The organism is Rhodanobacter sp. GW835-FHT13D09, from assembly GCF_058793995.1.
Genome location: NZ_JBXAGL010000014.1, coordinates 19,816 through 45,123 on the forward strand (window position 1 = coordinate 19,816; position 25,308 = coordinate 45,123).

Annotated in this window: 25 protein-coding genes and 1 pseudogene; 6 read left to right on the forward strand and 20 right to left on the reverse strand. The window is 67.8% G+C overall.

The features are described 5' to 3' along the window. Window positions 1-3: 3 nt before the first annotated feature. From AC1Q5A_RS15605 to AC1Q5A_RS15620, 4 genes are all read right to left on the reverse strand, one after another. Window positions 4-621: a rhomboid family intramembrane serine protease gene (locus AC1Q5A_RS15605; protein WP_492702229.1), complete on the reverse strand. Its 618-nt coding sequence runs from the start codon at window positions 619-621 to the stop codon at window positions 4-6. A gap of 164 nt (window positions 622-785) precedes the next feature. After that, complete coding sequence (locus AC1Q5A_RS15610; protein ID WP_492702231.1) at window positions 786-1,466, reverse strand: C40 family peptidase; 681 nt, start codon at window positions 1,464-1,466, stop codon at window positions 786-788. 181 nt (window positions 1,467-1,647) lie between these two features. After that, a complete protein-coding gene (locus tag AC1Q5A_RS15615; protein WP_492702233.1) occupies window positions 1,648-2,382 on the reverse strand; it encodes a YggS family pyridoxal phosphate-dependent enzyme in 735 nt (244 codons plus the stop codon). Window positions 2,383-2,419: 37 nt separating this feature from the next. Beyond that, on the reverse strand, window positions 2,420-3,844 hold the full coding sequence (locus AC1Q5A_RS15620; RefSeq protein WP_492702235.1) for a M20 family metallopeptidase: 1,425 nt from the start codon (window positions 3,842-3,844) through the stop codon (window positions 2,420-2,422). Window positions 3,845-4,048: 204 nt separating this feature from the next. Between AC1Q5A_RS15620 and AC1Q5A_RS15625 the strand changes: the two genes are divergently transcribed. From AC1Q5A_RS15625 to AC1Q5A_RS15635, 3 genes are all read left to right on the forward strand, one after another. Then, the gene (locus AC1Q5A_RS15625; RefSeq protein WP_492702237.1) at window positions 4,049-4,411 is read left to right on the forward strand and encodes a ComEA family DNA-binding protein; all 363 of its coding nucleotides are present in this window, start codon (window positions 4,049-4,051) and stop codon (window positions 4,409-4,411) included. Window positions 4,412-4,511: 100 nt separating this feature from the next. Continuing rightward, window positions 4,512-4,985, forward strand: a complete 474-nt coding sequence (locus AC1Q5A_RS15630) for an SET domain-containing protein-lysine N-methyltransferase (RefSeq protein WP_492702239.1) — start codon at window positions 4,512-4,514, stop codon at window positions 4,983-4,985. Window positions 4,986-4,990: 5 nt separating this feature from the next. Beyond that, the gene (locus AC1Q5A_RS15635; protein ID WP_492702241.1) at window positions 4,991-5,533 is read left to right on the forward strand and encodes a GNAT family N-acetyltransferase; all 543 of its coding nucleotides are present in this window, start codon (window positions 4,991-4,993) and stop codon (window positions 5,531-5,533) included. Window positions 5,534-5,711: 178 nt separating this feature from the next. On the opposite strand, the gene AC1Q5A_RS15640 is transcribed toward AC1Q5A_RS15635, so the two are convergent. Continuing rightward, on the reverse strand, window positions 5,712-6,026 hold the full coding sequence (locus tag AC1Q5A_RS15640; protein ID WP_492702243.1) for a non-heme iron oxygenase ferredoxin subunit: 315 nt from the start codon (window positions 6,024-6,026) through the stop codon (window positions 5,712-5,714). Next, window positions 6,023-6,571, reverse strand: a complete 549-nt coding sequence (locus AC1Q5A_RS15645; RefSeq protein WP_492702245.1) for a GNAT family N-acetyltransferase — start codon at window positions 6,569-6,571, stop codon at window positions 6,023-6,025. Before AC1Q5A_RS15645 ends, AC1Q5A_RS15640 begins: the two co-directional genes overlap by 4 nt. Window positions 6,572-6,749: 178 nt before the next feature. Here AC1Q5A_RS15645 and AC1Q5A_RS15650 point away from each other — a divergent pair, with 178 nt between their 5' ends. Further along, entirely contained in the window at window positions 6,750-8,783 is a 2,034-nt protein-coding gene (locus AC1Q5A_RS15650) for a M13 family metallopeptidase (protein ID WP_492702247.1), read from the forward strand. 90 nt (window positions 8,784-8,873) lie between these two features. Here the strand turns inward: AC1Q5A_RS15650 and panE are convergent, their stop codons facing one another. The 7 genes from panE to AC1Q5A_RS15685 form a co-directional block, all read right to left on the reverse strand. Next, a complete protein-coding gene (gene panE, locus AC1Q5A_RS15655; protein WP_492702249.1) occupies window positions 8,874-9,806 on the reverse strand; it encodes a 2-dehydropantoate 2-reductase in 933 nt (310 codons plus the stop codon). 1 nt (window position 9,807) lies between these two features. Next, complete coding sequence (gene yihG, locus AC1Q5A_RS15660) at window positions 9,808-10,722, reverse strand: 1-acylglycerol-3-phosphate O-acyltransferase, YihG family (RefSeq protein WP_492702251.1); 915 nt, start codon at window positions 10,720-10,722, stop codon at window positions 9,808-9,810. 75 nt (window positions 10,723-10,797) lie between these two features. Then, complete coding sequence (locus AC1Q5A_RS15665) at window positions 10,798-12,042, reverse strand: cysteine desulfurase (protein ID WP_492702253.1); 1,245 nt, start codon at window positions 12,040-12,042, stop codon at window positions 10,798-10,800. Window positions 12,043-12,195: 153 nt separating this feature from the next. Further along, entirely contained in the window at window positions 12,196-13,515 is a 1,320-nt protein-coding gene (sufD, locus tag AC1Q5A_RS15670; RefSeq protein ID WP_492702255.1) for a Fe-S cluster assembly protein SufD, read from the reverse strand. After that, the gene (gene sufC, locus AC1Q5A_RS15675; RefSeq protein WP_114341205.1) at window positions 13,512-14,276 is read right to left on the reverse strand and encodes a Fe-S cluster assembly ATPase SufC; all 765 of its coding nucleotides are present in this window, start codon (window positions 14,274-14,276) and stop codon (window positions 13,512-13,514) included. Before sufC ends, sufD begins: the two co-directional genes overlap by 4 nt. A 141-nt stretch (window positions 14,277-14,417) precedes the next feature. Next, on the reverse strand, window positions 14,418-15,884 hold the full coding sequence (sufB, locus tag AC1Q5A_RS15680; protein ID WP_492702356.1) for a Fe-S cluster assembly protein SufB: 1,467 nt from the start codon (window positions 15,882-15,884) through the stop codon (window positions 14,418-14,420). 8 nt (window positions 15,885-15,892) lie between these two features. Beyond that, complete coding sequence (locus AC1Q5A_RS15685) at window positions 15,893-16,378, reverse strand: SUF system Fe-S cluster assembly regulator (protein ID WP_114341207.1); 486 nt, start codon at window positions 16,376-16,378, stop codon at window positions 15,893-15,895. A 144-nt stretch (window positions 16,379-16,522) separates the two neighbouring features. Between AC1Q5A_RS15685 and AC1Q5A_RS15690 the strand changes: the two genes are divergently transcribed. Then, window positions 16,523-17,533: an aminoglycoside phosphotransferase family protein gene (locus AC1Q5A_RS15690; protein ID WP_492702258.1), complete on the forward strand. Its 1,011-nt coding sequence runs from the start codon at window positions 16,523-16,525 to the stop codon at window positions 17,531-17,533. Beyond that, window positions 17,530-18,234, forward strand: coding sequence for an N-acetylmuramate alpha-1-phosphate uridylyltransferase MurU (gene murU / locus AC1Q5A_RS15695; RefSeq protein ID WP_492702260.1), 705 nt, complete (start codon window positions 17,530-17,532; stop codon window positions 18,232-18,234). Before AC1Q5A_RS15690 ends, murU begins: the two co-directional genes overlap by 4 nt. 145 nt (window positions 18,235-18,379) lie before the next feature. On the opposite strand, the gene secF is transcribed toward murU, so the two are convergent. The 7 genes and pseudogenes from secF to AC1Q5A_RS15730 all read right to left on the reverse strand — a co-directional run bounded on the left by secF (window position 18,380) and on the right by AC1Q5A_RS15730 (window position 25,277). Beyond that, the gene (gene secF, locus AC1Q5A_RS15700) at window positions 18,380-19,342 is read right to left on the reverse strand and encodes a protein translocase subunit SecF (protein WP_492702262.1); all 963 of its coding nucleotides are present in this window, start codon (window positions 19,340-19,342) and stop codon (window positions 18,380-18,382) included. A gap of 9 nt (window positions 19,343-19,351) precedes the next feature. Beyond that, window positions 19,352-21,235 carry a protein translocase subunit SecD gene (secD, locus tag AC1Q5A_RS15705; RefSeq protein WP_492702264.1) on the reverse strand — a complete coding sequence of 628 codons (1,884 nt, stop codon included), beginning with the start codon at window positions 21,233-21,235 and terminating at the stop codon, window positions 19,352-19,354. A 158-nt stretch (window positions 21,236-21,393) separates the two neighbouring features. After that, window positions 21,394-21,726, reverse strand: a complete 333-nt coding sequence (gene yajC / locus AC1Q5A_RS15710; protein ID WP_492702266.1) for a preprotein translocase subunit YajC — start codon at window positions 21,724-21,726, stop codon at window positions 21,394-21,396. Window positions 21,727-21,896: 170 nt separating this feature from the next. Beyond that, complete coding sequence (gene tgt, locus AC1Q5A_RS15715; protein WP_492702268.1) at window positions 21,897-23,024, reverse strand: tRNA guanosine(34) transglycosylase Tgt; 1,128 nt, start codon at window positions 23,022-23,024, stop codon at window positions 21,897-21,899. A gap of 158 nt (window positions 23,025-23,182) precedes the next feature. Next, window positions 23,183-24,214 (reverse strand): tRNA preQ1(34) S-adenosylmethionine ribosyltransferase-isomerase QueA, encoded by a 1,032-nt coding sequence (queA, locus tag AC1Q5A_RS15720; protein ID WP_492702270.1) that lies wholly within the window; start codon window positions 24,212-24,214, stop codon window positions 23,183-23,185. Between the two features lie 65 nt (window positions 24,215-24,279). Beyond that, window positions 24,280-24,432, reverse strand: a pseudogene (locus AC1Q5A_RS15725) (response regulator transcription factor); the annotation flags it as partial. Between the two features lie 8 nt (window positions 24,433-24,440). Continuing rightward, window positions 24,441-25,277, reverse strand: a complete 837-nt coding sequence (locus tag AC1Q5A_RS15730; RefSeq protein WP_492702272.1) for an ATP-binding cassette domain-containing protein — start codon at window positions 25,275-25,277, stop codon at window positions 24,441-24,443. Between the last annotated feature and the right edge of the window lie 31 nt (window positions 25,278-25,308).

Genomic DNA, 25,308 nt, shown 5'->3' on the forward strand with positions numbered 1-25,308 from the left:
CGCTCAGCGTAACAGGCGGCGCTTCGGTTTCCACGGCAGCCGCCCACGCCAGTACTGGATCAGCACCAGGCCGCCGAGCATGCCGCCGAGATGGGCGAAGTGGGCCACGCCCGGCTCGATCCCGGTCACGCCCATGGTCAGCTCGGCGGCGGCGTAGAGGATCACGAACAGCCACGCCGGCATCGGGATCGGCAGGAAGATCAGCATCACCTTCTCGTGCGGATACAGCATGCCGAACGCCAGCAGCAGGCCGAAGATCGCGCCGGACGCGCCCAGCGTGGGGCCGTACTGCGTCGGCGGAAAGAACCACAGCACCGCCAGCTGCAGCAGCGAGGCGACGATCGCGCAGACGAAGTAGTAGACGGTGAACTCGCGCGCGCCGAAGGTACGCTCGATGGTGCCGCCGAACATGTACAGCGCCAGCATGTTGAACATGATATGGGTGATGCCGCCATGCATGAACGCGCTGGTGACGATCTGCCAGGGCTCGAACAGGCCGCTGCCCAGCGGCCACAGCGCGAAATACTGCAGCAGGAGCGTGCCCGTCACCTGCTGCAGCAGGAACACGGCGACGTTGGCAATCAGCAGGTTGCGCGTGACCGGTGGCAGGTCGAATGGCATCGGGCAGTTTCCGTTGGTGGCAGGCTCAAGCGTAAGGGCGGCAAGGCGATGCCGCCAGCCACGCCCGCTCCGACCGCGCCCGCCTGCGATCGTTCATTCGTGGCGGAACCATGAAAAAGCCGCCTTGCGGCGGCTCCCGAAAAACCGGCAATGCCGGCTTCACCTCACCCCTTGTCGGCCGCCACCTGCGCCATCGCCTCGGGGCGCTTGGCGCCGGCGAAACGCTTGGCCCAGTAAGCCTCGCTGAGGCTGGAGATCTCCACCGACTTGCCGGCAGACGGCGAGTGGATGAAGCGGCCGTTCGAGATGTAGATGCCCACGTGCGAAATATTCCGCCGGCCGTGGGTGCGGAAGAACACCAGGTCGCCCGGCTGCATGTCGGCCCGGTTGACCTTGAGGCCGGCCAGGAATTGCGAGGCGGAGTTGTGCGGCAGCTGCATGCCGACCGCATGGGCGAACACGTAACGGACGAAACCGCTGCAGTCGAAACCGGTGGCGGGATCGCGGCCGCCACGCACATAGCGGGTGTCGCGCAACTTCATCGCCACCTCGAGCAACGCCTTGCGCAGCTCGGTGACGTCGTCGCTGCTGGCTGCGACCGCCGCGCCGCCCAGGTCGTCCTGGTCGGCTGCCAGCGAGGCGGTGCCGGGGAGCACGGACTGCGCCAGCGCCGACGCCGGGCTGAACACCGGCAACTGCCCCAGCAGGGGTGAACCGGCACCAGCCATGAACGCCGTGTCGACGGCTTGATCGGTCTGGACGGGAAGCCTCCGGGCCTGGAGTGGGCCGGATAGCAACAACGCGGAAGCGAGCGCAGCGAAAACGGTCAGGTGCTTGATGGGCATGCCGGGAAAAATCCCTTGTTGTTCACAAGATTGGCCGCCCAGCGGAAGCTGACGACGTGACGACGCAGTGAACTTAACAAGAAGAAGGCATGCAGATGTTCGATTGAGGTTAACTGAACCCTGTCGTTTCAAAAAAACGACTGTGCAGGAAGTGCACGCAAGATGATGAATTACAAGGATTTCATGCCCCGGCTGGCGCTTCCGGCCAGTAATGTTCATCCGGATAAGGCCGGGCGCCGAAGATGGCGGTGCCGATCCGTACCTCGGTCGCGCCCTCGGCGATGGCGAGCGGAAAGTCGCCGCTCATGCCCATGGAGAGCCTCGACACGGCGTGTCCCCTCGTCACCTCGCGGTCACGCAATTCGCGCAGGCGGCGGAAGCAGCTGCGCACCTCGGCCGGGTCGGTGGAGTGGATCGCCAGGGTCATCAGGCCGCGTACGCGCAGCGTGTCGTAGCCGCGCAGGCTGTCCAGGAAGCCAGCCAACTGCTCGGGCGGCAGCCCGTACTTGCTGGGCTCGGACGAAGTCTTCACCTGTACCAGCACGTCGATCGCGCGGCCTTCGTGCTGCAGCCGCCGGTCCAGCGCCTGGGCCAGCTCCAACCGGTCCAGCGACTGCACCTCGCTGGCCAGCCGCGCCACGTCCCTGGCCTTGTTGGTCTGCAGGTGGCCGATCATCGCCCAGGCTATGCCGCAATCCGCCAGCGGCGCCGACTTGTCACGGATCTCCTGCACCTTGTTCTCGCCGAAGCGGCGCATGCCCAGCGCCACGGCGGCGCGGATCAGCTCCGGGCCGAAGGTCTTGCTGACCGGCAGGATGCCCACCTCGACCGGATCGCGGCCCGCCGCGCGGCAGGCTTCATCCACCCGGCGGCGGATGTCGGCCCAGTTGGCGGCCAGGCGGGCGGGGTCGGGCATGTCGGCGTTCATCACAAACGGCGCCCCAGCGACCGCCTCAGGCCTTGCCGGCCTGCACGAAATGGCGCGCCACCACCTCGGCCACCACCATGCTGACCTTCTTGCCGGTGGGGATGTGCAGGAACTCGTTCGGGCCGTGCGCGTTGGAATGCGGGCCCAGCACGCCGGTGATCAGGAACTGCGCCTTGGGGAATTTCTCGCCCAGCATGCCCATGAACGGGATGCTGCCGCCTTCGCCCATATAAGTGGCCGGCGCACCGAAATAGTTCTGCGAGGCATCGGCTACCGCCTGCTCCAGCCACGGCGACAGCGCCGGCGCATTCCAGCCCGAGCCATCCTTTTCCAGGGTGAAGCTGACCTTGGCGCCGTACGGCGGGTCCTTCTCCAGCAGCTGCTTGACGAATTCGCCGGCCTTGGCGCCACTCAGCGTGGGCGGCACGCGCAGGCTCAGCTTCACCGAAGTGAACGGGCGCAGCACGTTGCCGGCGCTTTCCAGCGGCGGAATGCCGCCGATGCCGGTGACCGCCAGCTGCGGGCGCCAGGTGCGGTTGAGCACCAGTTCGGCCAGATCCTTGGTGACCGGCTGCATGCCCTCGGCCCAGGGGAACTTGCCGTAGATGTCGTCGCCCAGCACCTTGGCGGACAGCCGGGCCTGGTCGATGCGCTGCTGCGGGATCTCGACGTAAAGTTCCTGCGGCTTGATCGTGCCGGTTTCCGGGTCCTCCAGTCGCGACAGCAGCTCGCGCAGGATGCGGAAGCTCGATGGCACCACGCCGGAGGCGTCGCCCGAATGCACGCCCTCTTCCAGCACCCGCACGGTGAGGTTGCCGCCGGTCATGCCGCGCAGCGAGGTGGTCAGCCACAGCTGATCGTAGTTGCCGCAGCCCGAATCCAGGCACACCACCAGCGACGGGCTGCCGATGCGCGCAGCCAGGTGGTCGACGTAGTACGGCAGGTCGTAACTGCCGGACTCCTCGCAGGCCTCGATCATCACCACGCAGCGCGCATGCGGGATGCCCTGCTCATGCAGCGCCAGCAGCGCGGCCAGCGAGCCGAAGATCGCGTAGCCGTCGTCGGCGCCGCCGCGGCCATACAGCTTGTCGCCCTTCAGCACCGGCGTCCACGGGCCGAGGCCTTCGGCCCATCCGGTCATCTCCGGCTGCTTGTCGAGATGGCCGTACAGCATCACGGTGTCGTCGCCCTGGCCCGGCACCTCGATATAGATGAGTGGTGTGCGCCCCTCCAGCCGCACCACCTCCAGCGTGGCGCCCGGCAACTGGCTCAGCTTGGAGCGCGCCCAGGCTTCCATCAGCTTGACTGCCGCATCCATGTAGCCGTACGCCACCCAATCCTTGTCGAACATCGGCGACTTGTTGGGAATGCGGATGTACTCGACCAGCTGTGGCACGATCTCGTCGTCCCACAGGCCGCTGACGTAGCGGGAAAGGCGGGCAGTATCCATGGCGCACTCCATCAGGCGGACAAGCCCGGCATTGTAACAGCGCGCTTCCACCGCACCGACACGCGAGTGGAAGCCGCCCACAGGCGAAAGCGCCCGCCGCGCACGCCAACCCTGCGGCGTATCCCACTGCGCGGCCCTTCGCCGCGGCGGCATAGTGCGCCGGCGGCACCCGGATGCCGCCACCACCGCCCAAGGAGAAAGGCCATGTTCCACAAACTCGTCGCCGTTGCCCTTGCACTCGCCCTGGCCACGCCGGGACTGCTGCTGGCCGCCACGCCGGTCAACATCAACCAGGCCGACGCGGCCGCCATCGCCAAGTCGCTGGACGGCATCGGCCCGTCGAAGGCGGCCGCCATCGTGGCCTGGCGCGAAGCCCACGGCCCGTTCAAGAAGGCCGACGACCTCAAGCACGTCAAGGGCATCGGCAAGGCCACCATCGAGCGCAACCGGGCCGCCATCCTGCTCGCCGACGATGCCGCCCCGACCGCCGCCGGAGCGGATGCGCCCGCCAGGGCGGCGCGCAAGAGCAAACAGGCGGCCGTCGCGGAGGCGGCGGCCGGGGAATAGCCGGCCGGCGAGTTCCCCGGCCGGAAACCGGGCGGCGCGGCCCGTGGCAGGCCGCGCCGCCTGCGCTACACTCGCGCGCCCGACCCGACGCCGCCCCGCCATGATCCTGCCGCGCTACCACATCGCCGCCTCCGCCATCCGCGGCGCCGGCAACGGCCTGTTCCTCGACGAAACCGTGGCGGCGGGGTGCATCATCACCGCACCGGACGGCATCGAGCAGACGTTCCGCTACGCCGACATCATGGCCTCGCCGGAGCTCCGCGCGCAGTTCCACGCCAGCGCGCGCTGGTTCGAGGACCGCTACACGCTGTCGCCGGACTGGCCGGACGAGTGCTACATCAACCACAGCTTCACGCCGAACGGGTTGTGGCACCTGGGTTTCGTCTTCGCGCTGGCCGAGCTGCCCGCCGGCAGCGAGATCACCGTGGACTACCGGCACCTGCTGCCGCCCGGCCAGGCCGAGGATTTTGTCGATTCGGTCACAGGTGAGACAATCACCGGCTTGTCCTGGCAAGAGAGCCTTGCCGGCAGTACCCGTGCCCTGGCCGAGCTGCTGGCTGTCGCCCAACGTTGAACGTGATGCCTGTTGAAATCCCCACCATCGAAACGGCGCGACTGCGCCTGACTGCGCTTACCGAGCGGCACTTCAACGACTATGCCGCAATGCTGGCCGACCCGGACAGCACGCGCTGGATCGGCGACGGCCAACCGCTGGACCGCACCAACGCCTGGCGTTCGCTGGCGATGCTGCTGGGCCACTGGCAGCTGCGCGGCTGCGGCATGTGGGCGCTGGAGCTGAAGGGCAGCGGCGACTTCATCGGCCGCGCCGGCCTGATGTACCCCGACGGCTGGCCCGACCTGGAAATGGGCTGGATGCTGAAGCCCGGGCACCGCCACCACGGCTACGCCACCGAGGCGGGCGAGGCCGTGCTCGGGTTCGCCTGGAACCACCTGCATGCCCAGCGCGTGATCAGCCTGGTGCGGGTCGGCAACGAAGCCTCCGACCGGGTGGCCGAACGGCTCGGCGGGGAACACATCGAGGACATGGACTTCTACGGCAGCCACAGCCACGTGTTCGCCTACTACCCGCCGCATCGCGAGCATCGCCGCGCCTACGGCTGAGTCGCGGACGACCGCGACGGCGGAGCCTCACAGCGGCTGCGGCATCCCGCCGACGCGCCGGCCCGACGACAGCGAGCGCGCCACCTCGACCAGCGCATACCCGCGCCAAGCAGCCTCATGCAGCCGCTGCTGTACGTGGACGCGCGGGGCCTGGTCGCGCGGCCAGGCGAAGTCGACTTCAGCGATCGTCGCGGGTCCAGATCGCGTCGTCTTCTTCGCGCACGGGGAAGCTGGCGATCGGCTCGTACGCCGGCGGTTTCGTCACCGCACCGGTGCGTAGGTCGAAGCGCGCGCCGTGACGCGGGCACTCCACCTCGAAGCCGAACACCTCGCCGCCAGCCAGGTCGCCGCCGTCGTGGGTGCAGATGTCCTCGACCGCGTACAGCGCGCCGTCGAGGTTGTACACGGCGATCGGGGTGTCGCCATCCCACACCACCTTGTATTCGCCCGGCAGGAAGTCGCCGCGGGTGCCGACCCGGACCCATCCGTTCACGCGGCGACCCCGTCGAAATCCTTGCGCAGCACCTCGAAGCGCAGGTCGGCGCGGCGCGGGATGCCGAAGCGCTCGTCGCCGTACGGGAACGGCTGGTACTCGCCGGTGCGCCGATAACCGCGGCGGCCGTACCAGGCGATCAACTCCTCGCGCTGCACGATCACCGTCATGCGCATCGCGCGGCAATGCCACTCCCCGCGCGCGATCCGCTCCGCCTCGGCCAGCACCTGCCTGCCCAGCCCGCTGCCCTGTCCGGCCGGGTCGACCGCGAACATGCCGAAATAGCCGTTGTCGCCCTGGTGCTCGACATGGCAACTGGCCACGAGCCGGCCGTCGCGTTCGGCCAGCAGGATGCGGCTGCCGGGGCGCTCGATCAGCCCGCGCACGTCAGCCGCATCGGTGCGCTGGCCGTCGAGCAGGTGCGACTCGGTGGTCCAGCCGCGCCGGCCGGATTCGCCGCGATACGCGGATTCGACCAGGGCCACGATGGCATCGACATCGGCGTGGGTCGCCACGCGGAAAACAGGGAGGGTCTGTGTGTTCATCGTCGCGATGATAGTGCGTCGCCCGGCGGGCCCACCATGACCTGGAGCAGGCAGCCCGGGCGTGACCTTCGACACTGTGCAGCTCCCTGCCCTCCTGCCTAGCCTGCGGGGTTCGCAATATATTGCGACGCCTGCCCATCACCGGACGCATGCGTCCCCGACCCGAAGGAAACCACCCATGAAGCACCGTTGCATGCAGCCGCTGGCATTCGCCCTGGCGATGACGCTGGGCGGCAGCGCGCTCGCCGCCTCCACTGCCTTCGACGTGAACGAGCTGGACAGCTCGATCAAGGCCTGCACCGACTTCAACGGCTTCGTCAACGCGAAGTGGGTGGCCGCCAACCCGATTCCCGCCGACCGCACGCGCTGGGGTTCGTTCGACGCGCTGCGCGAGGACAGCCTCAACGTGCAGCACACGATCGTGGAGAAAGCCGCGCGCCAAGCGGCCGTCGCCAAGGCGGGTTCGATCGAGCAGAAGATCGGCTACCTGTACGCCTCCGGCATGGATGAAGCAGCCATCGAGCGGGCCGGCTTCGATCCGGTCAAACCGCAGCTGGCGCGCATCCGCGGGCTGAAGAACCGCGCCGACGTGGTGGCCTACATCCGCGACAGCTACGCCCGCGGCGAGCCGGTGCTGTTCCGCTTCTCCGGCAACGCCGACTTCAAGGATTCCAACCGGCAGATCGCCTACGCCGGCCAGGGCGGCCTCGGCCTGCCCACCGTCGACTACTACAGCAAGGGCGACTACGCGAAGATCCGCACCGCCTACGTGGCGCACATCGCGAAGCTGCTCGAACTGACCGGCGTCGGCGCCGCCGACGCGCAGCAGCAGGCCAGATCGGTGCTGGCGTTCGAAACCCGCCTCGCTGCCGTGTCGCTGCCTCCGGTGGACATGCGCAACCCGCAAAACCGTTACCACTACGTCAGCCTCGCCGAGGCCGACAAGGTAACGCCGGACTTCGACTGGGCCGCATTCTTCAAGGCGCAGGGCGCCGACGTGAGGGGCGGTTTCTCGCTGTCGCAGCCGAAGTTCTTCGCCGAGGTGCAGAAGATGCTGGGCGACGTGCCGCTGACGCAATGGCAGGCCTACCTGCGCTACCACGCGATCGCCAACGCGGCGCCGTACCTGTCCGCGCCGTTCCAGCAGGAGGACTTCGCGTTCAACGCGCAGACCCTGAACGGCCAGAAGGAGATGAAGCCACGCTGGAAGCGCGTGCTCGACGCTACCAACGACGGCATGGGCATGGCGCTGGGCCAGCTGTACGTGGCCGACCATTTCTCGCCGGCGTCGAAGCAGCGCGCCGAGGAACTGGTGGCCAACCTCAGCGCGGCCTTCCGCACGCGCATCGAACAGCTCGAATGGATGAGCGACGAGACCAGGCAGAAGGCGCTGCAGAAGTGGGCGACCTTCGTGCCGAAGATCGGCTACCCCGACAAGTGGCGCGACTGGTCCGGCCTCACGCTGACGCCGGACAACTACTTCGGCAACGTGCAGGCGGCGAACAAGTTCAACTACGACTACGCCATCGCCAAGATCGGCAAACCGGTCGACCGCACCGAATGGGGCATGACCCCGCAGACGGTGAACGCCTACTACAGCGCGCAGAAGAACGAGATCGTGTTCCCGGCCGCGATCCTGCAGCCGCCGTTCTTCGACGCCAACGCGGACGACGCGATCAACTACGGCGGCATCGGCGCGGTGATCGGCCACGAGATGGGCCACGGCTACGACGACCAGGGCAGCAAGTTCGACGCCGGCGGCAACAACGTCAACTGGTGGACCGCGGCCGACCTCACGGCGTTCGAGGCGCGCACCGCGAAGCTCGGCGCGCAGTTCGACGGCTACGAGGCGCTGCCCGGCAAGCACGTCAACGGCCAGCTCACCATGGGCGAGAACATCGGCGACCTGGGTGGCCTCAACGCGGCGTACACCGCGCTGCAGATGGCGCTGGCGAAAAACCCGGCCGAGGCCGGGCGCAAGATCGACGGCTACACCCAGGACCAGCGTTTCTTCCTCAACTGGGCGCGCGTGTGGCGCGGCAACATCCGCCCGGAGGCGCAGCTGACCCTGCTCAACACCGATCCGCATGCGCCGGCGCAGTTCCGCGCGATCGGCGCGCCGTCGAACATGCCCGAGTTCGCCCGGGCGTTCCGCTGCAAGGCGGGCGACGCGATGGTGCGCGACGGCGCGAAGCAGGTGAGGATCTGGTAAGAGCAGCGCCATAGGGCGGGCACGGCCCGCCCTGCTTGCTCCTCGCATCAAAGCCGGCGGGCACGACCCCGCCCTACCGGAGCCGGGCGGTCATGCCGCCGGCGACTGCCTGCCCGCTTCGTAGACTTTCAGGTGGGCATACACGGTCGCCAGCAGCGAGCGCCCGTCGAGCGGCTGCCCGGCACGCGCCAGCATGTCGCCGATCACGTGATCGGCCTCGATCGGGTAGCCGTGCCGCAGGTCGCGCAGCATCGAGGCGGTCAGCGTGGAGCCGGCCTCGGTCAACACGCTGCGGGCGCGCTGCAGGGTCTGCTCGCCCGGTGCATGGCCGGAGCGCTCCGCCACCGCGCGGCAATCCTCCAGCAGGTCCAGCACCGCCGCGGTGCCGCCCGGCGCGGCCACGATCTCGCCGATCGAGCCGCGCATCAGGCAGGTGATTCCGGCCAGCGAGGCAAGGAAGATCCACTTGTCCCACATGTCCTGCAGGACCGTGCCGCTCGGGCGCGCGTCGAAACCCGCACCGGAAAAAGCCTCGGTGATCCGCCGCATGCGCGTTGACGCGCTGCCGTCGCGCTCGCCGAAGGTGAGGCTGTGCGACTGGTTGAGATGCCGCACCACGCCCTGCCCGTCGAGCGTGGCGGCGATCACGCACTGCCCGCCCAGCACGTGCGACGCGCCGAAGCGCGCATCCAGCAGGTCGAGCTGGCGCATGCCGTTGAGCAGCGGCAGGATCGTGGTGTCCGGCCCCACCGCCGGCGCGATGTCGGCCATCGCCTGTTCCAGGCTGTACGCCTTGCAGTTCAGCAGGATCAGGTCGTACGGCCCATGCAGCCCGCCGGCCTGCACCGTCGGCGGCGACGGCAGGTCGGCGTCGCCGGTGACGCTGCGGATCGACAGGCCGTACTGCGCCAGTTGCCTCGCACGTTTTTCGCGCACCAGGAAGGTCACGTCGCGCCCGTGCTGCAACAGGCGCCCGCCGAAATAGCCGCCGGTGGCGCCGGCGCCAACGATCAGAATACGCATATCAATTTCCCGTCGGTGCGGCATCCGCCGCCGTCAGCATGCTTGCCACCTGGGCGTCCTTCTCGCGCCACAGCGTGTTCACCCACAACTTGACGCGTCCGCGAAACGCCGCGTCCTCGTCGTAATCGCCGAGCAACCCGGCCTCGATCGCCCGTTCTCGCACGTGCACGCGGATATCGTGCACGCGACCGGCGATGAGATCCGCCATCGTGCAGCGGCCTTCCGGATAGACGATGGTGACGTCGAGGATGGCGTGCAGCGCATCGCCCATCGCGTCGAGCACGAAGGCCAGGCCGCCGGCTTTCGGCCGCAGCAGGTAGCGGTAGGGCGAGGACTGCGCAGCGTGCTTGGCCGGCGTGAAGCGGGTGCCTTCGACGAAATTCATCACCGACACCGGCATGTGGCGGAATTTTTCGCAGGCCCGGCGGGTGGCCTCGCGGTCCTTGCCCTGCAGTTCCGGATGCTTCAGCAGGGTTTCCCGCGAGTAGCGCTTCATGAACGGGAAATCCAGCGCCCACCAGGCAGGCCCCAGCAGCGGCACCCAGATCAGCTGCTGCTTGAGGAAGAAACGCAGGAACGGGATGCGCCGGTTGAACACCCGCTGCAGCACCGGAATGTCCACCCAGCTCTGGTGGTTGCACAGCACCAGGTAGTTGCCGTCGCGACGCAGCCCCGCCAGCCCTTCGATCCGCCAGCGGATGCGGGTGAACAGGTCGAACAGCAGATTGTTGACCCCGATCCAGCTCTCCGCGATGCACACCAGCAGGCGCGAGCAGGCCTGCCGGATCGCCGGCACCGGCACGACCAGCTTGACCAGGGTGAAGGCGAACAGCGGCAACACGTGCAGCACGATGTTGCCGGCGAGCAGCAGCAACGCCAGCGGAATGCGGATCAGGCCGGGGAGCTTGGCGAGCATGGGATCGGAGGCGGCGGTGGGAGCGGGAAGCATAATGCCGGCGGCAGCGGCAAGGCCATGCGACCTTCCGACGCTTCACAGCAGCAGCTTGCGCACCTTGAGCAGGGCCACGATGAACGCATCGATCTCCTCGCGGGTGTTGTAGAACGCCAGCGAGACGCGCAGCGTGGCCGGCACGTCGTAGAACTGCATCAGCGGATGCGCGCAGTGGTGGCCGGAGCGCACGGCGACGCCCTGCAGGTCGAGCAGCGTGGCCAGGTCGGTGGCCTGGGCGCCTTCCAGCAGGAACGAGATCACCGGTTCCTTCTGCGCCGCCTCGCCGATGATGCGCAGGCCGGGGATCTCGCGCAGGCGCTCGGTGGCGTAATGCAGCAGCTGCTGCTCCCATGCATGGATCGCCTCGAAGCCCACCGACTCGTAGTAGTCGACCGCGGCCGACAACCCGGCGAAGCCGGCGATGTTCGGCGTGCCGGCCTCGAACTTGTGCGGCGGCGCGGCGAAGGTGGTGCCGCTGAAGCGCACCTCGCGGATCATCTCGCCGCCGCCGAAGAACGGCGGCATCGCCTCCAGGTGCTCGCGCTTCGCCCACAACGCGCCGGTGCCGGTGGGGGCGAGCATCTTGTGCCCGGTGACCGCATAGAAATCGCAGCCCAGCGCCTGCACGTCGACCGGCCGGTGCGGCGCCGCCTGCGAGCCGTCGACCAGCAGCGCGATGCCACGCTTCCTGCACTCGCGCGCGATCTCGCGCACCGGGTTGACCGTGCCCAGCACATTGGAGACGTGGGTGACGCAGGCCAGTTTCACCTCCGGCGTCAGCATCTCGACGTACTTCTCCACGATCAGCTCGCCGCGCTCGTCGATCGGCGCGGCCTTCACCGTGGCACCGCTGCGCGCGGCGACCAGTTGCCACGGCACGATGTTGGCGTGGTGCTCCATCACCGTGGTGAGGATGCTGTCGCCGGGCTTCAGCTGCGGCAGTGCGTAACTGTAGGCGACCAGGTTGATCGAGTGGGTGGTGCCGGAGGTGAGGATCACCTCGTTGCGGGACGGCGCGTTGATGAAGCGTGCCAGCTTGTCGCGCGAGCCCTCGTAGGCGGCGGTGGCCTCCTCGCCCAGCTGATGCACCGCCCGCGCCACGTTCGCATTGTGTTCGCGGTAGTGGTTGTCCACCGCCTCGATCACCGACAGCGGCTTCTGGCTGGTGTTGGCATTGTCCAGATACACCAGCGGCTTGCCGTGCACGGAGCGCGCCAGCAAAGGGAAGTCCGCGCGGATGCGCTGGACGTCGAAGACGGTGGGAGTGCTGGCTGTGGTGTTCATTCGAGGGAATCCGGTTGGCTCCTCCCCTGCTTGCCCCAAAGGGACTTCCTTCGGTCGCAGGAGAGGGTTGGAGAGGGGTTCGCTCTTGATCTTCAGATCACAAGCCACCCCCTCCCTGCCTCCCCCTGCAAGCAGGGGGAGGAGATAAGGGCATCAGGCGGGCAGCTGGGCGATCAGCAGGCCCGACAGGTGCTCGCGCAGCGCCGCGTTCGGCAGGTCGTCCAGCATCGCGCGGCAGAACGCGGCGGTCAGCAGCGCGCGCGCCTCGCCCAGCGGGATGCCGCGCGAACGCAGGTAGAACAACGAGCGTTCATCGAGCTGGCCCACGGTGGCGCCGTGCGCGGCCTTCACTTCGTCGGCGTAGATTTCCAGTTCCGGCTTGGTGTCGATCTCCGCAGCGGGCGACAGCAACAGGTTCTTGTTGCTCAGGTTGGCATCGCTGCCGTCGGCGCCGGGCGCCACCACGATCGCGCCGCGGAACACGCCCCGCGCACGGTCGCCGGCCACGCCGCGCCAGTGCGAGCTGGAGGTGGTATCCAGCGCCTGGTGGCGGATCGCCAGCTGGGTATCGATGTGCTGGCGCCCGTGCGGCATGAACACACCGCGGGTATGGAACTGCGCACCGTCGCCGACCAGCTCCGCCCGCAGATCGTGGCGTACCAGTGCGCCGCCAAGTTCCAGCACGTGCAGCGTCGCCTGCGCCCGCGCGTGCAGGCGCAGGCCGCTGCGGCGGATCAGGTTGGCGCCGGCGGCGGCATCCTGCAGCACCACATGCCGCAGGCGGGCGTGGTCGCCCAGCTCGATGTCGCTGACCAGGGTGGCCAGCTGGGCCTGCTCGCCAAGGCTCACATGCTGCTCGACCAGGTCCAGTTCGGCACCCTCGCCCAGCTCGATCACGTTGCGCGCGTGCCAGGCCAGCTCGGCGTCGGCAGCCGCGCCCACGAAGACGAGCCGCACCGGCGCGCTGCTCTTCGCATGGGCGGCAACCCGCAGCACCACGCCGTCGGCGGCGCGGGCTGCATTGATCTGCGCGAACGCGTCGCCGGCCTCGCGGCCTTGTCCGACCAGGGCCGGCCGCGACAGCGCAAAACGCAGCGGTTCCGCGTCACCGCGCAGCGCCTGCGACAGCGGCTGCAGCGAAACCCCCGCGGGCAGCGCGTCGAGCGCCGACAGGTCGGCGCGGAACACCCCGTTGACGAAGACCAGCCGCGGCCCCTCCACGCCGGGCAAGGCGAACGTCGCGGCCTCGACCTCGCGGGCGGCGGCGGCCGCGTCGCCGTCGGCGAAGCGGCGCTGGGCGAGGCCGCGCAACGCGGTGTACTTCCACGCCTCGATCCGCGTGTCGGGCAGACCGCCGGCGGCGAATGCGGCACGATGCTCGCGCCGTGCCGCCTCCAGCCACGCAGGGCCGCCGGCTGGCAGCGGCGCCGCGAGCAGCGATTCGGCCAACGGCAGCGGTGCCGGCTGGTTCATGCCACGGCTCCCGCCGGACGGCTTTCGCCGATCCCGGCATAGCCATGCTGCTCCAGCTTCAGCGCCAGCGACTTGTCGCCGCTCTCGACGATGCGGCCGCCGGCCAGCACATGCACGAAATCCGGCACCACGTAATCGAGCAGGCGCTGGTAGTGGGTGATCATCAGGAACGCGCGATCCGGCGAGCGCAGCGTATTGACGCCCTGCGCCACCTGCTTCAGCGCGTCGATGTCGAGGCCCGAGTCGGTCTCGTCGAGGATCGCCAGCTGCGGTTCCAGCACCGCCATCTGGAAGATCTCGTTGCGTTTCTTCTCGCCGCCGGAGAAGCCCTCGTTGACCGCTCGATGCAGCAGCTCGTCGGAAATCTGCATCACCTTCAGCTTCTCGCGCACCAGCTTTAGGAACTGCATGGAATCCAGTTCCTTCTCGCCGCGCCGCTTGCGCTGCGCATTCAGCGCCGCGCGCAGGAAATAGGTGTTGTTGACGCCGGGAATCTCCACCGGGTACTGGAACGCCAGGAACACGCCGGCGGCGGCACGCGCCTCCGGTTCCAGCGCCAGCAGGTCGATGCCGTTGTAGGTCACCGTGCCGGCGGTCACCTCGTAGCCCTCGCGGCCGGACAACACGTTGCCCAGTGTGGACTTGCCGGCGCCGTTCGGCCCCATGATCGCGTGCACCTCGCCCGCGTTCACGGTGAGGCTGAGCCCCTTGAGGATTTCCTTGCCCTCGACGCGGGCGTGGAGGTTTTCGATTTTGAGCATGGTTGTTCCTAGTTTCTTTAGCCCCTCTCCCATCGGGAGAGGGGTTGGGGTGAGGGTACGGGACTTGCGCAAACTTCCTTTCAAACCCCGTACCCTCATCCGCCCTGCGGGCACCTTCTCCCGGAGGGAGAAGGAAAAGCATCAGCCGACAGCGCCTTCGAGGCTCACCTCCAGCAGTTTCTTCGCCTCCACCGCGAACTCCATCGGCAGTTCGCGGAAGACCTGCTTGCAGAAGCCGTCGACGATCATCGACACGGCGTCTTCCTGGCCGATGCCGCGACTGCGGCAATAGAACATCTGCTCGTCGGAGATCTTCGAGGTGGTGGCCTCGTGCTCGACGATCGCCGTGGGGTTCTTCACCTCCATGTACGGAAAGGTGTGCGCGCCGCACTGCTTGCCGATCAGCAGGCTGTCGCACTGGGTATAGTTGCGCGCGCCCTCGGCGCCCTTCTCCATCTTCACCAGGCCGCGGTAACTGTTGGAGCTGCGCCCGGCACTGATGCCCTTGGAGACGATCTTCGACTTGGTGAACTTGCCGAGGTGGATCATCTTGGTGCCGGTATCGGCCTGCTGGAAGTGGTGGGTCAGCGCCACCGAGTAGAACTCGCCCACCGAGCGGTCGCCGCGCAGCACCACGGAAGGATATTTCCAGGTGATCGCCGAGCCGGTTTCCACCTGGGTCCAGGAAATCTTGGAATCGTCGCCGCGGCAGTCGCCGCGCTTGGTGACGAAGTTGTAGATGCCGCCGACGCCGTTCTCGTCGCCGGGGTACCAGTTCTGCACGGTGGAGTACTTGATCTGCGCACCTTCCAGCGCCACCAGCTCGACCACCGCCGCGTGCAGCTGGTTCTCGTCGCGCTTCGGCGCGGTGCAGCCTTCGAGGTAGGAGACGTGGGCGCCTTCCTCGGCCACGATCAGGGTGCGCTCGAACTGGCCGGTGTTCTGCGCATTGATGCGGAAGTAGGTGGAAAGCTCCATCGGGCAGCGCACGCCCTTCGGGATGAACACGAAGCTGCCATCGGAAAACACCGCCGAGTTCAGCGCGGCGAAGAAGTTGTCGCCGGTGGGCACCACGCTGCCCAGGTACTTCTGCACCAGCTCCGGGTACTCGCGGATCGCCTCGCTCATCGAGCAGAACAGCACGCCGGCGTCGGCCAGCTGCTTGCGGAAGGTGGTGCCGACCGAGACCGAGTCGAACACCGCATCCACCGCCACGCCGGCCAGCGCGGCGCGCTCATGCAGCGGCACGCCGAGCTTCTCGTAGGTTTCCAGCAGCGCGGGGTCGACCTCGTCCAGCGACTTGGGCTGCTTCTTGGGCGCGGCGTAGTAGCTGATCGCCTGGTAGTCGATCGGGTCGATGTTGAGCTTGGCCCAGTCCGGTTTCGGCATGGTCAGCCAGTGGCGGTAGGCTCCAAGCCGCCACTCGGTCATCCATTCCGGCTCGCGCTTGACCGCGGACAGCGCGCGGATGGTGTCTTCGTCCAGGCCCGGCGGCAGGCCGGTCATCTCGATCTGGGTGACGAAGCCGGCGCTGTAGCTGCGACCCAGCGCTTCGGCCACGCCGGCGTTGTCGCGCAACGCGGTGGCGGTGCTGCCTTCGTTGATCATGGTGTCGTTCATTCGGTGGTGATCCGTCCGGCCTTCGCCGGCATCGCGATCTCGCTCACGGCCACGGCGGCAATCCGCCGCGGCGGCCGCGGTTGCGGCTTGAGCATGTCGGCCAGGCTGACCGCGCGCAGCGCGTTTTCCAGCACGTTGTTGATCAGTTGCCAGCTGCCGCGCACGCCGCACTGGGATTCACGGTCGCACTGGCCCTCGGCCACGCTGCACTCGGTCATGCCGATCGGGCCTTCCAGCGCCTCGACGATCTCGGCCAGCGAAATACCGCTGGCCGGTCGCGCCAGCCGGTAGCCGCCGTTGACCCCACGGAACGATTCGACCAGGCCGGCGTGGCCCAGTGCCTTCAGCAGCTTGCTCACGGTGGGCAGTTCCAGCCGCGACTCGTCGGCGATCTGCACCGCGCTGAGCACCTCGCTGGGGTGCGCAGCGATGCAGGTCATCACCACGGTGGCGTAATCGGTCAGTCGGCTGACGCGGAGCATGAGGAAGGCTCGGGCTGGCGCATTTGAATCGGTACTAAAATGGTACTGATTCATCGCCGCGAGGTCAACGCCGTCGTGCGCCATCGCCTCGCCAGCGTGGCGGCGGCTCGTTAAGCTGGCGCGGTTCCGCCATCGATGGTTGCCATGATTTCCACGCCCGACCGCGCCACCGCCCGCCTCGCCTGGACCCGCCGCGCGCTCGACGACGAGGCGCTGACGCTGGAGCCCGCCTCGGCCGACGCCAGTTTCCGCAGCTACTGGCGCACCCGCCACCACGGCCACAGCTGGATCGTGATGGATTCGCCGCCGGCGCAGGAGGACCCGCGACCATGGCTGGCGATCGGCGCGCGGCTGGCCGCCGCCGGCCTGCACGTGCCGAAGGTGGCGGCGCAGGATCTGCAGCAGGGCTTCCTGCTGATCGAGGATCTGGGTTCGCGGCTGTACCTCACCGAGTTGAACGAGGCGAATGCGGACAAGCTTTATGGCGACGCGATGGATGCGCTGCTCGCGATGCAGACGAAGGTGGCCTGCGAGGACCTGCCGCCGTTCGACCACACGGTGTTGGTGAACGGGCTGGAAGTAATGCCGACGTGGTTCCTCGAACGCCACCTCGGCCACACGCCCAGCTGCGAAGAGTGGGACGTGCTGGAAGCGGCGTTCGACGTGATCATCCGCAATGCGCTGGCGCAGCCGCGCTGCTTCGTGCACCGCGATTACCACAGTCGCAATCTGCTTGCGGTCGGCGAGAACAACCCGGGGATCATTGACTTCCAGGGCGCGCTGCACGGCCCGCTCGCCTACGACCTCGCCTCGCTGCTGCGCGACGCCTACATCGCGTGGCCGCGCGACCGCGTGGAAGGCTGGGTGGAGTTCTACCGGCTGCGCCTGCGGCAGGCCGGCATGATCGGCGCGGAAATCGACACGGCGCGCTTCCTGCGCTGGTTCGACCTCACCGGCCTGCACCGCCACGTGCGCGTGCTGGGCCAGTTCTACCGGCTGTGGTATCGCGACGGCAAACCGGGCTACCTGAAGGACGTGCCGCAGGTGTACCGCTACGTGGTCGAGGTGGCGCGCAGCTACCCCGAGCTGGCCGACTTTGCCGCGCTGCTGGAACGCCACGCGCAGGGGCGCGACCTCACGCAGGTGGCCGCATGAGGCACGCGCTGATCTTCGCCGCCGGCCTGGGCGAACGCATGCGCCCGCTGACCGGGCACACGCCCAAGCCGCTGCTCCACGTTGGCGGCAAGCCGCTGATCGCGTGGCACCTGGAAAAGCTCGCCGCAGCCGGCGTGCACTACGTGGTGATCAATACCTCGCACCTGGCCGAGCAGTTCCCTGCCACGCTGGGCGACGGCTCGCGCTGGGGCCTGCGCATCCGCTACGCCTACGAAGGCCCGACGCCGCTGGAAACCGGCGGCGGCATGCTCAACGCGCTGCCGCTGCTGGGGCCAGAGCCGTTCCTGGCGGTGAGCGGCGACGTGTGGTGCGACGCCGACTACGCCGCCCTGCCCGCCGAGCCGCGAGGCCTCGCGCACCTGCTGCTGACCGACAATCCCGAGCATCACCCGCACGGCGATTTCCGGCTGGACGCCGAAGGCCGCCTGCACGACGACGGCGAACCCCGGCTCACCTACAGCGGCATCGGCGTGTTCCGCCGCGAGTTGCTGGACGGCTGGCGCGAGGCGGTCGGCGCTGCGCCGGGCGCCGACGCGAAACCGCCGCGTTTCAAGCTGCGGCCGCTGCTGGAAGCGGCGATGGCCACCACGAAGGTAGACGGCTCGCACCATCGAGGCGCATGGACCGACGTCGGCACGCCAGCGCGGCTGGCCGAGCTGGAATCCGCGCTGCGCGGATAGCGCGTGAACGATCGGGATAAAAAAACGGCCCGGTGGAGACCGGGCCGTTTTCGTTTCGTTTGGGGTACCCCTCTGCCCTTCGGGCATCTCCCCTGCGAGCAGGGGAGAAAATATTGGAATCGCCCGCCTTGCGGGCGATGGTTGCTCATGGACGCCGGGCCAGCTCGGGGTTGTCGCGGGTGACCGGCATCAGATCCTTCTTCGACACGCCCAGCCACAGCAGGATCGGACTGGCTACGAAGATCGAGGACAGCGTGCCGACCACGATGCCGATCAGCATGGTGATGGCGAAGCCGTGCACCGCGGTGCCGCCGAAGAAATACAGCGCGCCCATGGTGATGCCGGTGAACAGCGAGGTGATGATGGTTCGCGACAGCGTGTTGTTGATCGAGCGGTTGAGAATCTCCTCCGGCTCGGCCTTGCGCGCCAGCCGGAACAGCTCGCGGATGCGGTCGAACACCACCACCTTGTCGTTGATCGAGTAGCCGATCACCGCCAGCACCGAGGCCAGCACGGTCATGTCGAACTCGCGCTGCACCAGCGCCAGGATGCCCAGCGTCACCAGCGTGTCGTGCACCTCGGTGATCACCGCGGCGATCGCGAAGCGGCGCTCGAAGCGGACCCACAGGTAGGCCATGATGCCCAGGATCACGAACACCGCGGCCACCGTGCCGTCGCTGCGCAACTCCTGGCCCACCTGGGCGCTCACGTAGTCGCGGCTCTTCAGCCGCGCGTCCGGACGGGGTGCGTGCAGCACCTTGATCACGTCGGCGGCGATGCGGTCGAGGTTGAACTTGCCGGCGGCGTCGACGGCACCCGGATCGTCCTTCGGCTGCAGACGGATCGATACCTCGCGGGTACCGCCCAGGCTCTGCACCATCGCGTTGTGGATGCCGCCCTTGTCGAGCGCATCGCGCACCTCGGAGATTTCCACCGACTGGTCGTAGTCGATCACCATCGACACGCCACCGGTGAAGTCCAGGCCGTAGTTGAGTCCCTTGAATGCGATCAGCCCGACCGAGGCGACCATCAGGAAAATGGCGATGGCAATGGTGTACTTGCGCATCCCCAGGAAGTGGATGTTGCTGTCGTGATTGAAGATTTCCATGGGAGTTCCTTAGACCGACAGCGTCTTGAGCTTGCGATGGCCGTGGATCATCGCGGTGAACGCGTGGGTCAGCGTCACCGAGGTGAACAGCGAAGTCAGGATGCCGATCATCAGCGTCACGCCGAAGCCCTTGATCGCGCCGGTACCCATCGTGGTCAGCGCCAGCGCGGCGATCAGGTGGGTGACGTTGGCGTCGAGGATGGTCGACCAGGCCTTCTCGTAGCCGGCGCGGATCGCCGCGTGCGGGCTGGAGCCGTTGCGCAATTCCTCGCGCACGCGTTCGCAGATCAGCACGTTCGCGTCGATCGCCATGCCCAGGGTCAGCACGATGCCGGCCACGCCCGGCATGGTCAGGGTGACGCCGATCAGCGACATTACCGCCACCAGGATCACCAGGTTGAAGAACAGCGCGATGTCGGCGACCAGGCCGAACAGGTGGTAGTAGATCGCCGCCGCCAGCAGCACCAGCGCCAGGCCCAGCAACACCGCCTTGAAGCCCTTGTCGATGTTGTCCTGGCCAAGGCTGGCGCCGATCACGCCTTCCTCGACGATGTCCATCGGCGCCGCCAGCGCACCGCCCTTGAGCAGCAGCGCCAGGTCGGAGGCTTCCTTCGGGCTGCCCAGGCCGGTGGTCTGGAACTGCCTGCTGAAGGGGCTCTGGATGGTGGCGTCGTTGATCACCGTCTCGGTGACCTTGGGTACGCGCACCTCCTTGCCGTCGATCACCTTCGTCTCGTAGACCTGCTCCACGTACAGCACCGCCATCGGCTTGCCGACGTTGGCGTTGGTGAAGTCGCCCATCTTCTTGGCGCCGGCCGCGTTCAGGGTGACGTCGACCTTCGGCGTGCCGCTCTGCTGGTCGATGCCCGAGGAGGCATCCACCAGCTGGTTGCCGGTCACGATGATCTGCTTGCTCACCAGCACCGGCCGGTTGTCGCCGCGCATGTGGTAGAGGTTGGCGTCCGGCGGGATGTTGCCGGTGCGCTCCGCTTCCACCGCGCGCGGGTCGCCGGGCTGGCCGATGCCGGGACGGTATTGCAGCGTGGCGACCGCACCGATCAGCTTCTTCGCCTCGGTCGGGTCCTGCACGCCGGCCAGCTCGACCACGATGCGGCTGTCGCCCTGCTGCTGGATCAGCGGTTCGGACACGCCCAGCGCGTTGATGCGGTTGCGCAGCGTGCCCAGGTTCTGGGTGATCGCGCTGCGCGACAGCTCGCGCAGTTTCTCCGGCTTGATCACCACGTTCAGCACGAAGCGGTCGCCGGTGCTGGCACCGGAGGACACCAGCAGGTCGGTGTATTCGTTGGCGATCGCATCGGACGCGGTGGAACGATCGTCGGCCGAGCGCAGGATCACCGCGATGCCCTGGCCGCCCGCGGCATTGCGGGTGACCGACTCGTAGCGGATGTTCTTGTCGCGCAGCAGCGCGCGGATGTCGTCCGCATAGCTGTTTTCCTGCTTCTCGATCGCGTCCTTCTGGTCGACCTGCATCAGGAAGTGCACGCCACCCTGCAGGTCCAGGCCCAGCGGCATCGCGCGGGCGCCGATCGCACCCAGCCAGCCCGGCACGTTGGACTGCAGCTTGAAGGCCACCGTGTAGCCGTCGCCCAGCGCGGCCTTGATCGTGTCGGCGCCGCTCTTCTGCACGTCGGAGTTGGCGAACGTGGCCAGCAGGTGGTCACCCTCCACGAACACCCTGGTGACCGCGATGTTCCTGGCGGTCAGCGCCGCACTCACCTTCTGCTGCACCGCCTGGTCGATCGGCGGCACATCGCGGTTGGCCGTGACCTGCACCGCCGGTACCGGGGGAAACGCATTCGGCAAGGCGTAGATGACGCCAAACAACATCACCAACGCGACCAGCGCGTATTTCCAGCGGGGAAAATCACTCATGATCCGGTCCTTTGCGATCGTCCGTGATCGCGAACGTCAAGAAGCGGCTATCCATGGCCGCAGTTTATTTTTACGATCGTCCGTGATCGCGAACGTCGAGAAGCGGCCATCCATGGCCGCACTATTCGAAAAAGCCTCGCCCCTGGACATCCCGGGCTTCAAGCGGACTTCAACGAGCCCTTGGGCAGCACCTGCTGGACCGCGGCCTTCTGCACCTTGACCTTCACGTTGGGCGCGATCTCGACCGTGATGAAGGTCTCGCCCACCTCGTCCACGCGCCCGGCGATACCGCCATTGGTGACCACCTCGTCGCCCTTGGCCAGCCCGGCGATCAGCGCGCGATGCTCCTTCTGCCGCTTCATCTGCGGGCGGATCATCATGAAATACATCAGGCCGAACAGCACCACCATCATGATGATCATGGACATGCCGCCACCGGCGGGTTGCGGAGCCGCGGCCTGGGCGATCACGGAAGAGATCGGAAAACTCATGGATTTATCTCGCAAGTTATGGCGCTGCCGGGAATTTCGGCTGAACGCCCGATAAAAGATTCTCGATTATGCCATGCACCCCCGGGCCATGCACGGCGGCGCCGGCTGGTCCCTGATGAGGGCAACCGCAGCCCGTTGCAAGGCCACTCCGACCCCGGCTCCACCCGCGCCTATGAAACCCCGGCACCCTGGCGGCGGGCGTAGAACTCCGCCACGAACGATTCCAGCGTGCGGCTGGCGATCGCCCCGCGCAGGCCGGCCATCAGGCGCTGGTAGTAGCGCAGGTTGTGCATGGTGGCGAGCTGGCTGCCCAGGATCTCGTTGCAGCGGTCGAGGTGGCGCAGGTAGGCGCGGCTGAAGCCGTAGCTGCAGGCGTAGCAGTCGCAGCCTTCCTCGATCACCCCGGTATCCGCGGCGTACTTCGCGTTGCGGATGCGCAACGTGCCCTCGGCGGTGAACAGGAAGCCGTTGCGGGCGTTGCGGGTGGGCATCACGCAGTCGAACATGTCGATGCCGCGGCGCACCGCCTCGACGATGTCCTCCGGCCGCCCCACGCCCATCAGGTAGCGCGGCTTGTCCGCCGGCAGCAATGGCACGGTGAAGTCCAGCGCATGGTTGCGCTCAGCCTCCGGCTCGCCCACGGCCAGGCCACCCACCGCATAGCCGTCGAAGCCGATGTCCACCAGGCCCGCCGCCGAGCGCCGGCGCAGGTTCTCGTAGACGCTGCCCTGCACGATGCCGAACAGCGCATTCGGATTCTTCAAATCGTCGAACGCGCGGCGCGAGCGCTCGGCCCAGCGCAGGCTGAGATCCATCGAATCAGCCGCCACCTTCTCCGTGGCCGGGTACGGCGTGCATTCGTCGAAGATCATCGCGATGTCCGAATCCAGCGTGGCCTGGATCTGCATCGACACTTCCGGCGACAGGAACACCTTCGAGCCGTCCACCGGCGAGGCGAAGGTCACGCCTTCCTCGGTGATCCTGCGCTTGTGCGCCAGCGAGAACACCTGGAAACCGCCCGAGTCGGTGAGGATCGGCTTGTCCCAGCCGATGAACCGGTGCAGCCCGCCGAACTTTTCGACGATCTCCAGCCCCGGACGGAGGAACAGGTGGAAGGTGTTGCCCAGGATGATCTCGGCGCCAATCTCGGTGACATCGCGCGGCGTCATCGCCTTGACCGAACCGTAGGTGCCCACCGGCATGAATGCCGGCGTCTCCACCGTGCCGCGGGCAAACGTGAGGCGGCCACGGCGGGCGGCGCCGTCGGTGGCGTGGAGGTCGAAGCGGAGGGAAGTCATCCGGGCATTATCGCGGGTTTGGCCCGCCACGCCCATCGCCACATCGTGGGTATGTCCCACCGTGCATGCGCACGTGTGTGTCGCTACGGAACCTCGAAACACCACCGTCATTCCCGCGAAAACGGGAATGACGGCAACAGGGCTGTTGTTCGAAACCCTCAGGCGCCGTGCGGCAGGATCAGCATGGCGTCGCCATACGAGAAGAAGCGGTAGCGCTGCTCGACCGCGTGGCGGTATGCGCCCAGCATGAACTCGCGCCCGGCCAGCGCCGACACCAGCATCAGCAGGGTCGATTGCGGCAGGTGGAAGTTGGTGATCAGGCCGTCGATGCTGGTGAAACGATACCCGGGGAAGATGAAGATCTGCGTCTCGCCGGCGAACGGATGCAGCTCGCCGTCCTTGCTGGCGCTTTCCAGCGCGCGCACCACGGTGGTGCCGACCGCGATCACCCGGCCGCCATTCGCGCGGGTGCGGCGGATCTGCCCGATCAGGTGCGCCCCGACGTTGAGCCACTCGCGGTGCATGTGGTGGTCTTGCAGGTCATCCACGCGCACCGGCTGGAACGTGCCGGCGCCCACATGCAGGGTGACGTAGCCGAATTCGACGCCGCGCTCGCGCAACCTGGCCAGGATCGCCTCGTCGAAATGCAGTCCGGCGGTGGGCGCCGCCACCGCGCCGGGCTCGCGCGCGAACACGGTCTGGTAGCGCTCCATGTCGCTGGCGTCGGCATGCCGCTCGATGTACGGCGGCAACGGCATCTCGCCCAGCTTCTGCAGCAGCTTCTCCAGCGGCTCCGGCGCCTCGAAACGCAGGCGGAAGAAGCTCTCGTCGCGGCCCAGCACCAGCGCCTGGCTGCCGTCGGCCAGCTCGATCCGCGCGCCCTCCTTCGGTTTCTTGCTCACTCCCAACTGCACCACCGCCTCGTGCGCGCCGGTGACCCGCTCGATCAGGATCTCCACCGCGCCACCGGTGTCCTTGCGCCCGTACAGTCGTGCCGGCAGCACGCGGGTGTCGTTGAACACCAGCAGATCGCCCGGCTGCAGGAAGTCGGGCAGTTCGCGGAACCGGCGGTCCTGCCGCGACTGCGCGGCTACGTCGAGCAGCAGCAGGCGGCTGGCCGAACGCTCGGGCAGCGGCGCCTGCGCGATCAGCTCGGGCGGCAGTTCGAAATCGAAATCGGACTTCTTCAAGGCGGTGCGGCCGGCGTCTGGAAACGGGCCATTATCCCGCAGCGCGCCGATGCCGGCGCAACCGCCTACAGCCAGCCCTTTTGCCGCGCCAGCCGATAGGCCTCGATGCGGTTGGCGACGCCGAGCTTGCCGATCGCCTCGGACAGGTAATTGCGCACGGTGCCGTGCGACAGGTTCAACTGCACGGCGATGTCACCGGCGGACTGGGCTTTGCCGGCATGCCAGTTCAACCGTGCCGGCGCAAGCGGCTGGCGGCCAGCAGCGGAGCCGACTTCACGCGGCCCAGCGACAGCGCCATCGCCAGCAGCAACAGGATCACGACGCCGGCGGCCGCCATCGCCATCAGCAGCTTGCCCAGCAGGTAGGCGCCGGGCGGCATCGGCAAGGCGCGCTTGAAGGTCAGCAGACCGCCGTCGCGCTCCAGCGCCAGCGACACGCCGAAACCGAACAGGCCCGGGCTCATCATGCCGAACACGCCGTAACTGGCCAGCAGGTAGCGTGCCGCGTCGGCGCCGTTCGCCTTCGCCATCAGCACGCCGAACAGCAGGTAGAACATCGCGGGGAACAGCATGACCGGCAGCATGAAGCCGGGCGCGCGCAGGTAGCGCAGGCATTCGCTGCGCGCCTCTTCGAGATAGGCGCCGAGCACCCGGCGGTGCGGCATGCCGACGGCAACTGCCGATGCGGTGATGGAACTGGCGGTTTGCATGTCAGGCAGCCTCGCGCTGGTCGGTGTCCGCGGCATCGCGGGTGAGTTCGGTGAACGCCTCGGCCAGGGGCCGGCGCGCTCCACTTCCAGCTCGCCGAGGGCGGGATCGGCGTCGAGCAGGCGGCGCACCACCGCCTCGGCCTGCGCGGTGGCGATGCGCCGGCGCGCCTCGATGCGCCGCGGGTCGAGTCCGAACAGTCCGGCGCGACCCGTGTCCGGGCGAATCAATCCCAGCAGCAGGCTGATGCTGGTGCTCTTGCCGGCACCGTTGGGGCCGAGCAGGGCGAGCAGTTCGCCGCGCCGCACGGCGAGGTCCACGCCATCCAGCGCGGCGAGTGGGCCGTAGCGCTTCACGGCGGCGGCGCGAGGCGGGCAACAGTGGTGT